Consider the following 15228-nt stretch of genomic DNA (forward strand, 5'->3'; position numbering starts at 1 on the left):
CACAATTTAAAACAAATAAAACCTTATATTATTTATTCACTTTTATTAACATTTTCGAAAGATTAATATTATATTTGAGTGTTACCTTTTATTTAGGTTCATTAACCTAAAACTTATTATTTAAAGGCTTTTTATATCTGAAACCAAATTAAACCAATAAAAATCAATGATCTTAAAAAAACTACTTTTTCTATTCCTTATTCTCACATCGGGCTTTAGTTTTGGACAGAACTTCAAGAAAGAAAAGCGTATTTATATGCTTGACATCACGAAATCTATGTGGGGATCAGATAATGGACCTGATATATATGAAGAAGTAAAAAATGCTCTTTTCAAGGGGATAGAAGATATAAAAGATCCAGAAACTATAGTAACAATTATTCCTTTTCAAGCAACTCACACATATGAAGCTCTAGGCTCTTGGACTTTTAAAGCTGGAGACGTTGATAAGTTCAATGAAGCAAAAAAGGTGATTAATTCTTATACTTTGAAGTCTGTTCCTGGAGGATACACAGATATTTATTCCGCCTTAGAAAAGGCTAAAGAGAAGATAGATAATTCTAGGGTTAATTATATATTCTTACTTACTGATGGTAAGCAGTCCACTGTTCCTAGCTCTCCAAATAAAATTAATAAGGTAGATTTTAGTGAATCAGAATTATTATCCTCCTTAAATAATTGGTGTGATTATTCAAATAAAAAAGATGTCCATTTGTTTTATGTAATGCTAACAGAAGTTGCTGCAAGTGAACAGATAATTGAAATAGTTAAGAATGAATGTAATGCTTATGCAGTTAAAGGAACAAATATTAATATTGCTTTCATAAAGCCTAGCTCAAATGAAATTAAAATTAATTTAAACGATAATCCGGAGAGGATAGAGATTGCCTTAACGGCTAATGATTGGACTTATATTGGCAATAATCTTACGATAGATTTAAATCTAGAAGAAAATTCACTTTTCGAATTGAAAAGTAAAAGTGCTACTATTAAAAACAATAAAATCCTCATTGAACTTAAAAGAAAAAATGATGACTCTTTTGAAGAGTTAATAAAAAACAATCCTGATGGAGAATCTAAAATGATTATGAAGCTATCTACTATTCAAGATGTAAAGATTCTAAATCCTAAAATAATTATCTCTGTTCGAAATAAAAAAGAAAGAGTTTTAACCTTAGAATTTACTGATGATGAATAAAAAAAAAATATCAATTCTTATCTTAAGTATTCTCTTTTTGTATAGTTGTAAAGAGGGAGATAAATATCAAGGTCCAACAAAAGATTTTGGTATTTCAGAATATTACAAACCTTTCTTATTCAGTAAGAGTGATACATTAATCATTTCGAAGACTTTAAAATATGATTTTAATGATTATGCCTTCGAGCAAAAATCTAAAATAGCAATCAAACTAGTTGACACTTCCCAAAACATTCTAACTAATAAAAACATTAGACTTTATATCAATGATGAATTTGTTGTGAATAATGAATTTGAAATTAATAGTGAGAAATCTGTTAGCGGTAAGATCAGAATAGGTATACAACTTTTACCTGATTATCCAGCGGGGTATACTTCAGGGTTTATTTCTATTTCAAGCCATGATTTAGACATCGTTAATAATACAGATTTAAATACATCCTCAGAATTGAGATTGTTTAAATGGGAAGCAAATCATAAACTAATAATGAATCCATTAAAAAAAGGATTAATGTGGTTTAGTGTAATAGTTCTTTCAATTCTTTTGTTGTGGTTTTTAGTTTTTAGAAACAGAATCTATCCAAAATTTAAAAAAGGAAAAATTCAGATTCTAAAGCCTTATTTTGGTGGGATCACTTTTAATCGAAAAGCAAAACTTATTGTATTAACAGCTACGCAAAAAAAACAAAAGCTTTTAAATAAGGTATTCACAGGGAAAGTTATCTACGAGGTAAACACCATGTACCAAGAAGACATTATTTTGAGACCTGGCAGAGGTAGCAAATTGAAGATTAAGTTGCCAATCGGTGCTCGAATTAGTCCCTCAGTTATCAATTTGGAAAAATTTAATAAATACTCTATTCAGTATAATAATGAATCAATAGAAATACAATATTCATAATTCAAAAAACACATTATAATGGCAAAATTAAAAAGAAGTTTATTTATAGGATTAGGAGGTACAGGATTAAGATCAATCTTGCATACTAAAAAAAGATTTATTGATACGTACGGAGAAATCCCCCCAATGACTGCTTTTTTAGCACTCGATACAGATGGAGACAGTAAAAACACAGTACTTGATAGTAATTTAGGAGATCAAAGAATCGGCTTAGACAGTTCAGAGTTTCTTTATATAAAAGTTCATAGCCCTCAAGAAGTATTAAAGCAACAAGCGGAGTTATTTAATTTTGTTCCTATTGAAAATAGACCTTTGCTTGTGAGTTTAAAAGATGGTGCTGGACAAGTTAGGTCAAATGGTCGATTTGCTACTCATTTTAATTATGGTGCTATAGAGCATGCCATTCAAAGTAAGTTAACCTCTATTTTAAATGCTGATTCAATTTCAAATAAAAAATTTGAAGTAAATGGTGATGATGTAGAAGTAAACATGATGTTTTCTGTTGCAGGAGGAACAGGAAGTGGAACATTCTTGGATATAGCTTATATTGTTAAAGAGGTTTCAAAAAGTATTAATGCTAATGTAGGCGTTTCAATAATTGGTTTTGCCATTCTTCCAGATGTTTTTAACGCTATGATGACTGGGCCTGCTATGGCAAACGTATTACCTAACGGCTATGGAGCATTATACGATTTAGATTATTTAATGCACCATAATTTTGATAAAAAACCGCTTGAAATTAAATATGCGAATAAAACCATAGAAATTGTAACTCCTCCTTTTGATTTAGTTTTCACGATAAACAATAGTGATAAAAACGCTAATACTTATACGAAAATCAATGATTTAAGTGAATTGATAGGCTTAGCTATGTTTACTGGGGCAAGTGAATTAAGTGGATCTATGGCTAGCTCTTATGACAATGTTAAGACAGTTATCGCTGGTGGATCCATGAAGGTTGAAGACAAACAATCTTGGGCATGCGGTCTTGGACTTAGTGAGCTTTATTATGATGGTAATAAACTTGGAAATATATACGCTCACAAGGCATCGGTAGCAATTATCAACAATTTAATAACACCAGAAACGAACTCGTTTGATTTGGATGATATCTTTATTAGTGATGCCAAAATTAGAGAGAATAATGGTGATGAAAATAATGATTTAATTGACTCTCTCTTATCAGAAAACCCTAGTATTCCATATAACTTCATACAGGATGAAAAATCAATAGAGACTGAAGCAGCATCTTACTTAGGAAATATCTCTGAGACAGCAAAAAAAGAAATTATAGAAAACTTCAATTTTAAGCAAAGGGAAGTAAATGAAAAATTGGATAAGTTTATTGTTGATCATATCAACAAAGCTTCTGGAGTAGGAAATGTAGAACGCTTTTTAAATGCTTTAACTAAACATGTTAATGTTTTCTTAGAAGAAATGAAGGCCGAGGAAAAAGAAAAAAATTTAAATGATAAAGCATATAGAAATCAGTTAAGTCAAAACATTTCAGAATTGAAGGAACTAAGCTATATGCAAAAAAAGTTTGGCTCTTCTTTAAATGATACTAGGGATGGAATTATACAAGCGGTAAATATAGTTGCTAGTAACTTACATGAAGTTTATAGACGTCAACATGCTATAATTTTCTTCAACCAACTCCTATTAACTATTGATAGTCATCACTCAAGAGTTAAAGACATCATGTTTAAGTTGACAAATATTGCAGAAGACTGTGAATCAAGGTTTATAGGCTTACAAAATCAAATTAATGAGGTTCCAAAAAAGTTTGTCAAAGAATTACATCGTGATTTTGTGAATAAGGTGAAAGTATCTGATACTGATTTAAGCATAAGTGATTTCATCAAGAGCATTTCTAATGATCATAATAATGGTTTGTATGATTATTCGGAGATGACAGATAAATTGATTTATGATGCATTTTGGTTTTTTTCTAAAGAATTACCAAAAGCTTTAGAATATCGAAATAGAAAGATTGACGATATATTATCATCGTATTCTACAGAAGAATTAAATGATATGATAAAAGAATTAATCATTAAATCGAATCCACTTTGGTCCTATAATTACAAAGGACATGTTGTAAATAGACAGCATCATGAAGCTTTTATTGTGGGAGTTCCAAATAGCAGCAATTCAGTTTTCGTGAAGGATAATTTGTTTACGAACCTTCTTGGAACGAATCAAAAAGCAAATTTCAATTCCACCAATATGCATGATAGAATAGTAATTTATAGAATGGAAGCAACTGTTCCTATTTATGCAGTTTCTAATATGGCATTGTATGAAGAGAAAAGTAAATTAAGCAGTATCAATCATCATATAGATGCAAACTGGCTAGTTAAAATGGAGCAAGAAGGTTTTGATATATATCCAACGAAACGTGAGGATCATAGTTTAGAGTATTGGGTATTTGGATTGATTTACGACTTCATAAAATATGATGGTAAAAACTACCTGGCTTATAGCCGAAAGCATGGTGACCCTATCAAAGGCTTTTGGTTTGTTTTGGGTAAATATAGAGATGAAGCCTTTGATGAATTTAAAAGAAGAAAATTACAAGTAGAGTTTAAAAAAATGATAGATGATAAAGTTAGCACCTTAGGAGAAACAGGTAATCAAAAATTAATTGCTGAAGTTGTTTCTGAATTGAATTATGTTGACAAATTTTCAAAAAGAGATTTTGAGATGGAAGAATTAGATGATTCTAAGATGTCTAGAGTGAGAGAGTTATTCAGTAATGAAATTCTTTTTGTTACAGATTTAGAAGCATAACGTACTTATATAAAGGCTATATCATTAATGATATAGCCTTTTTAAATAACTTTAAACATATAATTCATGCCAGCATCTTCCATTATCATCGGTATTAATAAACAAGGTAAAGAACTCGTTTCAATGATTGATTTACACTTAAATAATCATGAAAATAATTTCTATGAGAATTTCATTCTTTCTTCAGCGATGGAATTGAAAGATTCAATACAATCACTTTCTATAATAAAAGATGGAGAGCTTTATCAATCAGAAAATGTTAAGACATGGTTTGATTCTGAATTATATGGGAAAATTAATAGATTAAGGAATGTTGTAGATGGTAAAGTTGATGGTGATATAAATGTGAATATAATTATCTCGATTTTTGATAAATACTCAAACACTCAATTAAAAGTACTTCTAGAAGCTATTAAAGAGCTAAAGGAAGAACAACAAATAGCAGATGTTAATGTTAAAGTTTTTGTAGTTCTTTATGACATTAATAGAAGTACTAACATTCAAGAAATCAATATTCACGATGAATTATTGGCTTTGGAGCAAATAACCGATGAATATGACTCTGTAATTAGAGATATTTATTATTTGGATGATAGGAATGAAGAAAGGGTGGTATTGAACTTAAGCTCTGAATGGCTGGGTTTTGCTATTAGTGAATTTATAGTTTTCCAAATGATCTGTGAAACATCTGGAGCAATAATGAATAAGTCAAAAGTCTTTGGCTTAGGTGTTATTCATTTTAATGAGCTGCTTTTCAGAAATGTCGTAACCAATACCATTTTACAGTTTAAATTTAAACAAGAAGGTGTTTTAGATAAAAATGGTGCACAATTAAGAGATATAAGTAAGCTTTGTAATCCTTTTATTGAGAAGCATCAAAACTTCTTCACCCAATTTTTAGAAGACTTCCCATTTTCTGAAGAAAATAGTAGGGCATTAACTTCTAATTCAGAGAAGTATATATCAGATTTTAAGGACAAGTTAGAAGAACTGATTTTAAGTAGAAGTAAAACTATTGGTGAATCAAAATCACTGCTCGCTAATCTGTTAGGAGAGAGTGATAAAGAGATTGATGGCATTGACTGGGAAAAAGAGAGATTAAACATTGCTGACTTAGAGTTTGATATAATTGATTATTTTAATGGTTTTTTGAATGAAAATGAGCGAGTTGATTTTTTTGAACAAAAAAAACTCAAAAGCAAGATTTCTGATTTAATCCAAGGCATAAAAAGGGATGAGAAAAATTTAAAAAAACTAGAAGATCAATCTTTTGAATTACGCAGTGACTTAAATATATCTTTCGATGAAGGAATATTTAGTGTGGATGGGCAAAGAATAAACGCTTCAGGTTATATCCCGTCTAAAATTAGTCCGAGTGATGAGTTTTATTCTTATAATAAAGTTGATATACCAAACAGTTTAGACCTTTCAGCTGACTTTACAAAAGTAAAGAACCAAGGCGAGTTAGGGAGTTGTACAGCTTTCCCCATTACAGCTGTTTATGAATATTATGCAAAACGAAATAATAAAAAGGTCGATATAAGCGAACTTTTTGTTTATTATAATACTAGAGAATTAAATGGCAACACTGATGTCGAGGTAGGTACGAGTATATTAGACGCTATCCATTCCGTTAGGGAGAAAGGAGCTTGTACTTCAAAGCTCCATCCTTATAAGATTGATGCATTTATGAACAAGCCGGTCGATGAAGCTTATTCAGAAGCTCAACGTCAGTTAGTTAAAAGTGCATCTAGAATTGAAATAAATGAAAATGAATTTAAAAATGCTATAGCTAATGGTCATCCTGTTATTATTGGTCTGAAAATTTTTAAATCTTTCTATCCTAAAAATAAATCGGGAATAATTCCTTTTCCTTCAACTAATGAAAATAGTTATGATAGTCACGGTAATCATGCTTTATTAATTGTTGGATATAATGATGAGGAAAAACTGTTTAAATTAAGAAATAGTTGGGGGGAGAAGTTCGGTGATAAAGGGTATTGTTATGCTCCATACGATTATATTACTGATCCTGAGTTTTGTCAAGAGGCTTTTGTGATTACGGAAATAGTAGATTTGTCATTTGCTGAATTTAAAATAGAGAATAATACAAGCTTTAATTTCTTGAGTGATACTATAATCCGAAGAAAAGTAATTAGAGAATATAATTTAAGAGAAAAAAGAAGAGACTTAGCTAATGCCAAACAAGAACATGATGAACTGGCATATTTGAATGATGTTAATGCTGAAAAAATTAAAGATCCGCTCTTCAGAAAAGAACTCTTCGAAAAATCAGAATCAAATCTAACTCAAAAACCTGTTCAACCCGCTGTAAGTGATATTGAATTAAAAGTTAATAAAAATAAACCCTTACTTATTATAGCACTTGGAGTTATTATTTCAATTGTTTCTGTATTATTTACTAGTTTTATTTCATTAACAGGAACTCTGTTAGGAGTAGTTATTGGGATAGTTATTTTGCTTGTTGGTGCCTCTCAGCTCGCAAAGAAGAATAAAATGTTAGCATCAGAAAATCCAATTAGTAATGATTCTAAGGAAAAAGAAATGTATACTTTTGAAACTGCTGATGCTTTGTTTGAAATGTTTGAAGATATGAATCTGAGTTTGCTTAAACGATATAAAGCGATGTCGAGTTATCATTCAGCAATTAAAGAATGGCAATTAGAAAGTGAAATAGCCCTAAATAAAATTGAATTCGATTCACCTGATTTCGTAATAAATGTTGTTGAAAAAGAGCCGTTGCTTAAATATCTAGTTAGTGAAGAAAAGAAGTTTCTTCAAAACTTACCTTGCTTCACTGATATGTTTTATGAAAAATACAAACAAAATTCAGATAATCAGAATGAAGTATTTGAAGAATTGGAAAGCTACCTATCAAAAGATATTAATGTAAGTATTGCCGAAATTTTAGATATAAGCATAGTAGATTATATTCAGGGCGAAACCAAATATGCCTATTTTGATTCAGCGCCACCTCTTGATGGCTTAATAAACAAAACTCAGAAAATATCCATGCCGTTTTGTAATTTAAAACACTCTTCTAAATCACTAGAGATTCAAAACTATGTACTTCATGAGCAAATCAATAGTAATGAACATGGTAAACTTAAAGAGTTTGCGAGACATAGAGATGCAGCAATCAAACCGATATTGACTTTTAGAAAGGATAATAGTAAGAAGTATGTTGCTATCCAAGTTGCGCCTTTAGATAGTATTCAAAGTTTAGTTAGCTATGACTTGTAATGACAATTATTTTCAAAGGTTAGAAACTTACCATAGACTACAACAGAAATGAAATTATTTTTGAATAGATTCATATTCCTAATACTACTCACAACCGTCATCTTAGGTTGTGAGCGAAACTCATCTAATCAGAATAAAACTTCTGAAACAAATCAAACTGAAAACCATCCCTTCGCTCCTACCCAAGTTTCATCTTTTACCAATCCACAATTCGAATTACCCAACTCTTCTAAATCTGGCACAATATCATTAGCCTCTTGGAACATACGTCATTTAGGAAGATCAAAGACTCCTGATGATATTTATCAAATTGCTAATCTTCTTCGAGATTTTGACATAGTAGCAATTCAAGAAGTAGTGGCTAAAGATCCTGCAGGAGCTCAAGCAGTAGCGAAAATCGCTGATGAATTGAATAGAATGGGATCCAAATGGGATTATCAGATTAGCGACCCTACTAAGAGTCCTTCAGTGTATATTAGCGAAAGATATGCTTATGTTTGGAAAACATCAAAGGTAAGCATTGTGCATAGAGCATATTTAGACAGTGAGTTAGAGAACCTTTGTTATCGTGAACCTTTTATTGCCGAATTTAAGGCAAAAGGAAGTTCTGAATCTTTTCATATAATTAATTGCCATTCCAGAAAGCACAACGATAAACCAGAGGAAGAAATTATTCACTTTATTGATTATCAAGAAAGACTTAATTCTAATAAAATACTTATCGCTGGAGATTTTAATCTTAGTGAAAAACATGCAATTTGGAAACCGTTTTATCGTAAAGGTTATCAGAGTGCATTACTTAACCAACGTACAACATTAAAAACAAAATGTAACAATGGTAATTATTTAAGTCACCCTATCGATAATGTCTATTTTACATCAGGAATAAAAATGATTAATTCAGGAAGTATTGATTTTATAAAAGACTGTCAAAATTTAGAGAGAGCCCGAGAATTATCAGATCATTTGCCAATTTTTATTCAGTTTAAACATTAATTAAATAATTCTTAAAGTACTAACCCCAATGAAAAAACTAGATAACCCCTCTTCTATAATAAAAGTAATACTCGCCATCTTATTATTCATGCTATAAAAACATAGAAAAAAGAGCAATATTACAACACCTTACCCCTTAAAAAGGCAAATCACCATCGTCATCATCCATTAAATCTACCTCTTCTGGTTTTGGAAGTGAACTAAACGCTGGTGCCTGTCCAATTAGAGGCTCAATTCTCCATCCTTGAATCGTATTGAAGTAAATAGCTTCACCTTTTGGATTAATCCATTCACGGCCCCTGATGTTGATATTGATTTTCACCTCTTGACCTACAGAGTAAGTTTCTAATAGTTCACATTTGTCTCGGGTGAATTCAATCAAGATAGATTGTGGATAATTCTCTTCAGTTGTAATTACAACTTCACGTTTTTTAAATCCCTTATCCCCTAGTGTTTGAGTTTCATTAATCACTTTTATTTTACCTGTAATTTCCATAGTTTTTAGTTTTATAATGAGGGTAACATCATGTATTTATAGTATAAGTTCATATCGTCAGAAGTTTCTTTGTTTTCTGTATTTTTCATTACCTCTTCGATTTTCCAACCAAATAAAGAATGTTGAAATTCTTTATTTCCTTGCGAGTTTTTCAACTCTCCTCCTAAAAGCCGTGCGAGCACATTAACATATTGACCAGCAATAAATCCTTCTAAATGATTTATTCTTCCATCTGAAAAAGTGACAAGATATTCACTACGATTAAAGTCATCAATTTCAAGTAAAAGTCTTCGCCTTCTATAGGCACTTTGTTTAACGGTTCTCTCAAATATTTCTATCTCATGGATTTCTTTAATCGTTCCTTCGAATACGATCGCTTTACTGTCTTCCATTAATTCAACAAATTCAAGAGTGTACTTAAAATCTTCTGGATTAAGCACCAATTCATTTAATGCTAAACGATAAAGAGTTTGCTCTCTGCTGTCGTAAAACATAGCGTTAAACAATTCATATTCTTGTTTATTCTTGCGATGAAAATCAAACCATTCTCTTCTTTTAGAAATACTGTCTTCTACTTTTCTATATTCAGATAACTGTTTTTTAAAATAGCTTTCCTTTTTATAAAGCATTGATAAAATAAGTAGCTGACCATATAGCTTCTCAAATTCTTTATTTAATAACAATGTAACTGGATCAAGTTGAAATCGCACTTTATGTTCCAATAAAGAGGCTACTATATTTGAGTTGTAATGTGCATATTTTTCTAACCAAAATTCTATTACATTCATGTTACAAAAATCTCTTTCACAAAAGAAATAAAACTCTTTGAAAGGTTCTGATTTGCCTCTAAACTGTAAATATTCTGTCGTTTCTTTAGGCTTTATTTTGAAGTAATGAAATTGATTTAATTGGGTATCTTCTTCGAGTATTATTTCTTTGCATGTCTTATTCAAACTAAAGTAATTTCGCTCGCTTTCTTGGTAGCTTAAAGCAAAATAATCTCTTGATAGATTCCCTACAAAGCACATCACATTTCTGCAGTTATTACAACTGCAACCTCCTGTTCCTGTATGGATTTCAATACTTGTGTCACCTTTATTTTTAAATACGGAAAAAAACGCATCCAACTTTTCAATAAAACTAATATTGTTAAAACGTCCAAAGGCATTTTTCACCAAAACGCTTTCAAGGGATTTAGTATTCATTGTAGAGAAACATTTCAGAAATTGTTCTTTATTGGTCATGTTCAAAACTTAAATTAATTAAAATTTTCAGAGAAAATATGAATTATTAAACAATCGGTTTAAGGCTTAAAAAAAAACGGCCTGTGGTATTTAATTATTCCACCAATCTATTCTTGTTATTGTCCTATTTTTTTTATCTAAAAATATATCGAATTTCCTCATGCTTTCATTCTTACAATAAAATTCAAAAGATTTTTTTTGACTTTTAATATCACAATGGACTATACTTTCAATATACAAATTTGTTTTTGGAAGATATCGAATTAGGCCCAATCCCCAGTAGTCTGAAACAGCTAATATTATTGTCCCCTCAGGATAAAAAAAATAGTAATAATAACCTGGATCACCATCTTCTTTAAAATATTCCATGTCATCAGGATCACCTAATTTGTCATAGACCAATTCCATATCCATTTCTGGCTCTATTCCTTTAAACATTGAAAAATTTACATCTTCCATACAATTATTTAGTTGGATTTCCTCATAAGAACAAGAATAGGATAAGACCATAAGAGTAAAGAAAATCAGTAATCTGATTTGTTTAAAAGTTCGCATAAGTGATGTTTTTTATGATAAATCAATTTATTTTTAATGCTGCCAACAATTGGTATCTCCAGCATTTGAAACACAATGTTTACATCTTGCACCTGTACTCTTTGCTGTAGCTTTACATTGGCTGTACTTACAATCTAACAGCTCATAGCTTATTGTTTTTTGAAAGTCGTTAGATGAAAAATCTGAGCTTGTGTTTGTAAATGATAATAAGAATACGACCCCCAGAATAAAAATTATTGTTTTCATGTTTTAGTTTTAGTTAAGTATCAAAAATAGGGTATTTATGTAAGTGCTTAAGTTATTTGCAACCTTGCAAATCAGAATTTAGAATCCCAATCAATTAACTCCTTGGTAAGTTTTATCCTTTTAGGCATATTTTTACCTCCATCAATAAAGTAGTTTTCCGCAATATGCTCAATAACGACCTTTATAAATGCAGACTTTATTCTAGACAAATGAACATAAATAGCATTCGATTTTAAATTAATTAAATCATCAATACTTTCATTCATTTTCCCAAAATCAACGCGATTAGAAATGGACTGATAAAGTTCAAAAAGTTCATCACGGTGTTTACTCAATTCAGATAATAAGATGCCTTCAGAGTGATTTAGAAAAAGTAAATATAAACTTTTTGTAAGGTGGCTTAATTTAATTTCTAAATTATAATCAACTAAAAGTATGTTATATTCATTATCAACCTTAAGCATACTTAATCCCTTCAAATCTTGAATTTTCACATCTTGAACATAGTTTTCTAACAAGGGTAAAACTTGAAGAAAACTACCATTTTCTCTTAGAGATAAAAATTGTTTGAAAATGATTTCAACAGCCTCTTTCGTCTCATCATCTAATGCTATAAGATCATCTTTATTATTAACATATTCTCCTCCAAAACAAGGTAGTTCATCCTCTATGTAAATTCTATGATATTTAATAAAACCAATATACAATTGCTTAAATTTAGCTACAGAATCAGTCTCAAATTCAATAAATTCACATTCATCATCAATAGAAAGAAGACCTGTTTTGATATTTCCTTTATAGCCCAGATAATTTTTAACAACCTCAAAACTCAAGTCATTGACATGGGATACACTTGGTAATTTAGGATAATAATATCGAAGAGTGTCTAAAAACCCATCCTTAAACTTAATATCAGACAAAAGAATAAAACGCTTATAATCAGTCCGAAAAACACGTTTAATTTCATCATAATTAGCCTTTATGAAATTAACAACTTCCTCTTGTTGACCATTATCAATAAAAAAAACATTTCCATATAGGCTAATTGGAAGCTCGTTATTATATCTAAATAGATCTCTTTTTGTTGAAGAAAAATAGTGCATTATAGATTGATGAATTAAGCGTTAGTATACTGGCCTACAATAATAACTAAAGAAATCGAATATATCATGAAGTTATTTTGACAATAATGAACGTTTATTCTATTAATTAAATAACGACTTACATTAACAATCCTTTCAAAATAAGAACTAAGGTATTAAATTTAGAAAGAGTCCAAGAGTTATCGGATAATTTGATTATTTTTATTTAGTTTCGACGTTAATTAAATAATTCTTAAAATACTACCACCAATGACCAAACTAAATAACCCTTCCTCTGCAATAAAAGTAATCCTCGCAATCCTACTATTCATGTGCTTACTCAACATGCCTTATGGCTTTTTTACGCTCGTTCGCTTTGCAGCATTAGTAGGCTTCGGAATTCTAGCTTACAAAGCAAGTGATAAGCAAGACAAAACTGAAATGATTATTTATGGTACCCTTGCCCTACTCTTTCAGCCATTTTTCAAAATTGCATTAGGAAGAGAAATGTGGAATATTGTGGATGTGATAGTTGGTGGGTGGTTGCTTTATTCTGTTTTTGTAAAAAAAGAAGCAAATGAAGACAACTAATCTATTTATTTTAATTTTATCAATAGCCCTTAGCTCCTGCTCCTTTTTCGGAAAGGATAAAAAGAAAGAAAAAGAGTTATTTAACCAACGGATGACTGAGTTTTATATCGAAGAATTAAATTCTGATGTAAACTCAATAGCTGATAAATCCCAAATTGAAAAAGCAAGAATCAAGGCGATTCTATTGGAATATCTAGAGGAATTTGAAAATTATGATTATCAATATATAACTACAGGTGAATTTAAAGATGATACAACTACTGTTGATTTAGATACTTTAGAAACAATTAACGAAGATGATTTCTTAAAGAACTACACTGAAAGTGAACAGCTGGTAATTATGCATTATAGAATAATGAAACTTGAAGATCACATTTATTATTTAGAGGAGGAAATGCGATATTTAGAAGATGAATTAAGAAAATAAGACTTATAACCAAATGATTAGGAACTATAAAATGTGTTTTATCAGATATATACATTAGCAACATTTACGAAAAAAAACAATGGAAAATTTTTACGCAATATTAAATATTGACATAAATGCGTCAAAGCAAGAAATAAAAAAAGCATACAGAGTTTTAGCTGTAAAATATCACCCCGACAAAAATCAAGGAAATGACAAATTAACTCAAAAGTTTCTTGAAGTAAAAGAAGCCTATGAAACACTTATCGATCCTTTGTCTAGACAAGATTATGATATTAGATTTACTGCATCTTTTCACAATGCCGAAAACCAGAAAACAAAAGAGAACAGCTTCCATGAGAACCCATTTAACAGTTCAACTATTGAAGATGATTACACACCTCAGTATAAACCTTCTTTTGATTTATTTGGTGAAAAGGCTCCAGAAAATATAATCTTTTTTAAATTACCGAAAAACATTGGAGTGATAATCGGCGCATTCAGTCTACTAAAAGAAGATGATAAACCTTTATCAAAAGAAAAAAAGAAATCTAATATAATTAAAGGAGTTGTGGTCTCTATTATATTGTACTTACTAATATTTTATATAGGAAATCCAAGCCAAAATTGGTCAATTTTTTGGTTTCTAGCAATCTCAATAATTACCGCATTTTTACTAGACTCAATTAACACTTTTCATTTCCAAAACTTTTTTGTGGGAACTAATGGTTTTGCTCATTTTGAAATTAGAGGAACAAAAGATAATATTACAAAAGAATTTGAGATAAATTTTAACGAAATCACAGATATGTATGTTCATTTGACAGAAGTGAAAAAAAACTTAATCTATGAAAAAACAGAATACGAATATATTTTCATAAATAATGGAGAAAAAGTCTATTCGGAATCGGGTTCTTTTAAAAAAGATGAAGAAGTTGAAATTCATAAGGTTGAATTAAATTTCTGTCGAAAAATTGAACAATCGTGGAATATCTATTTACTTAATACAATTGAAGATAAGCTCAAAAAAGACGGGTGTCTTACTTTTCACTTATACAATTATGGAAATGTAAAAAAGTATATCAAAATGGGAGTTGGAGAAATTACTTTTATTAGAGATGACAAAGAATTTACATATAATTATGATGATATAAAATATGTTTATAGAAAAGGGAATGATTTGTTTATTGAACATATAAACTTCGAAAGAAAATTTTATTTTATGAAATCGGGAGATGCTGATAAAATACCATTATTAGATCTTTGTAATAGAAATTTTTTCTTAAAGTCATTTGAGATATTAATAGGGTATAGTTTATAAAAAAAACGTAGTTAAAACAGGATGGGCTAAATACAGGTGTTTATAAACTACCTTATCTTTAAGTTATTCCTTTGAACTACTAATTGACTATGAATAAAGCAGATAATAAACAACACCTTTTTAGTTCTTAAACAT

The 15228-nt window shown here is 29.8% G+C and carries 12 protein-coding genes; 8 read left to right on the top strand and 4 right to left on the bottom strand.

All coding sequences use genetic code 11. The features are described from left to right. Positions 1-277: 277 nt before the first annotated feature. The 5 genes from ERX46_RS05335 (at position 278) to ERX46_RS05355 (ending at position 9152) form a co-directional block, all read left to right on the top strand. Positions 278-1198: a vWA domain-containing protein gene (locus tag ERX46_RS05335; protein ID WP_165366158.1), complete on the top strand. Its 921-nt coding sequence runs from the start codon at positions 278-280 to the stop codon at positions 1196-1198. Next, complete coding sequence (locus tag ERX46_RS05340; RefSeq protein ID WP_130092807.1) at positions 1191-2099, top strand: hypothetical protein; 909 nt, start codon at positions 1191-1193, stop codon at positions 2097-2099. The genes ERX46_RS05335 and ERX46_RS05340 overlap by 8 nt, the downstream gene beginning before the upstream one ends. An 18-nt stretch (positions 2100-2117) precedes the next feature. After that, positions 2118-4892: a tubulin-like doman-containing protein gene (locus ERX46_RS05345; protein ID WP_130092808.1), complete on the top strand. Its 2775-nt coding sequence runs from the start codon at positions 2118-2120 to the stop codon at positions 4890-4892. Positions 4893-4958: 66 nt separating this feature from the next. Further along, the gene (locus ERX46_RS05350) at positions 4959-8156 is read left to right on the top strand and encodes a C1 family peptidase (RefSeq protein ID WP_130092809.1); all 3198 of its coding nucleotides are present in this window, start codon (positions 4959-4961) and stop codon (positions 8154-8156) included. A 48-nt stretch (positions 8157-8204) separates the two neighbouring features. After that, positions 8205-9152: an endonuclease/exonuclease/phosphatase family protein gene (locus ERX46_RS05355; RefSeq protein ID WP_130092810.1), complete on the top strand. Its 948-nt coding sequence runs from the start codon at positions 8205-8207 to the stop codon at positions 9150-9152. A 136-nt stretch (positions 9153-9288) separates the two neighbouring features. On the opposite strand, the gene ERX46_RS05360 is transcribed toward ERX46_RS05355, so the two are convergent. From ERX46_RS05360 to ERX46_RS05375, 4 genes are all read right to left on the bottom strand, one after another. After that, complete coding sequence (locus ERX46_RS05360; protein WP_130092811.1) at positions 9289-9648, bottom strand: DUF3127 domain-containing protein; 360 nt, start codon at positions 9646-9648, stop codon at positions 9289-9291. 11 nt (positions 9649-9659) lie between these two features. Then, positions 9660-10823 carry a hypothetical protein gene (locus ERX46_RS05365; protein ID WP_130092812.1) on the bottom strand — a complete coding sequence of 388 codons (1164 nt, stop codon included), beginning with the start codon at positions 10821-10823 and terminating at the stop codon, positions 9660-9662. A gap of 159 nt (positions 10824-10982) precedes the next feature. Next, positions 10983-11351, bottom strand: coding sequence for a hypothetical protein (locus ERX46_RS05370; RefSeq protein WP_130092813.1), 369 nt, complete (start codon positions 11349-11351; stop codon positions 10983-10985). 413 nt (positions 11352-11764) lie between these two features. Then, positions 11765-12796 (bottom strand): hypothetical protein, encoded by a 1032-nt coding sequence (locus ERX46_RS05375; protein WP_130092814.1) that lies wholly within the window; start codon positions 12794-12796, stop codon positions 11765-11767. Between the two features lie 249 nt (positions 12797-13045). Between ERX46_RS05375 and ERX46_RS05380 the strand changes: the two genes are divergently transcribed. The 3 genes from ERX46_RS05380 (at position 13046) to ERX46_RS05390 (ending at position 15093) form a co-directional block, all read left to right on the top strand. Further along, positions 13046-13366, top strand: coding sequence for a DUF6804 family protein (locus ERX46_RS05380; protein ID WP_130092815.1), 321 nt, complete (start codon positions 13046-13048; stop codon positions 13364-13366). Beyond that, positions 13353-13793 (top strand): hypothetical protein, encoded by a 441-nt coding sequence (locus tag ERX46_RS05385; RefSeq protein WP_130092816.1) that lies wholly within the window; start codon positions 13353-13355, stop codon positions 13791-13793. The genes ERX46_RS05380 and ERX46_RS05385 overlap by 14 nt, the downstream gene beginning before the upstream one ends. Positions 13794-13872: 79 nt before the next feature. Next, positions 13873-15093, top strand: coding sequence for a J domain-containing protein (locus tag ERX46_RS05390; RefSeq protein ID WP_130092817.1), 1221 nt, complete (start codon positions 13873-13875; stop codon positions 15091-15093). Positions 15094-15228: the final 135 nt, after the last annotated feature.

It is taken from the genome of Brumimicrobium glaciale, from assembly GCF_004152935.1.
GTDB lineage: Bacteria > Bacteroidota > Bacteroidia > Flavobacteriales_D > Crocinitomicaceae > Brumimicrobium > Brumimicrobium glaciale.

What these genes read in the sequence shown, in the direction of transcription:
- ERX46_RS05335 (WP_165366158.1), top strand. Translation starts at nt 278, where the DNA reads ATGTGGGGATCAGATAATGGACCTGATATATATGAAGAAGTAAAAAAT.
- ERX46_RS05340 (WP_130092807.1), top strand. Translation starts at nt 1,191, where the DNA reads ATGAATAAAAAAAAAATATCAATTCTTATCTTAAGTATTCTCTTTTTG.
- ERX46_RS05345 (WP_130092808.1), top strand. Translation starts at nt 2,118, where the DNA reads ATGGCAAAATTAAAAAGAAGTTTATTTATAGGATTAGGAGGTACAGGA.
- ERX46_RS05350 (WP_130092809.1), top strand. Translation starts at nt 4,959, where the DNA reads ATGCCAGCATCTTCCATTATCATCGGTATTAATAAACAAGGTAAAGAA.
- ERX46_RS05355 (WP_130092810.1), top strand. Translation starts at nt 8,205, where the DNA reads ATGAAATTATTTTTGAATAGATTCATATTCCTAATACTACTCACAACC.
- ERX46_RS05360 (WP_130092811.1), bottom strand. Translation starts at nt 9,648, where the DNA reads ATGGAAATTACAGGTAAAATAAAAGTGATTAATGAAACTCAAACACTA.
- ERX46_RS05370 (WP_130092813.1), bottom strand. Translation starts at nt 11,351, where the DNA reads ATGGAAGATGTAAATTTTTCAATGTTTAAAGGAATAGAGCCAGAAATG.
- ERX46_RS05375 (WP_130092814.1), bottom strand. Translation starts at nt 12,796, where the DNA reads ATGCACTATTTTTCTTCAACAAAAAGAGATCTATTTAGATATAATAAC.
- ERX46_RS05380 (WP_130092815.1), top strand. Translation starts at nt 13,046, where the DNA reads ATGACCAAACTAAATAACCCTTCCTCTGCAATAAAAGTAATCCTCGCA.
- ERX46_RS05385 (WP_130092816.1), top strand. Translation starts at nt 13,353, where the DNA reads ATGAAGACAACTAATCTATTTATTTTAATTTTATCAATAGCCCTTAGC.
- ERX46_RS05390 (WP_130092817.1), top strand. Translation starts at nt 13,873, where the DNA reads ATGGAAAATTTTTACGCAATATTAAATATTGACATAAATGCGTCAAAG.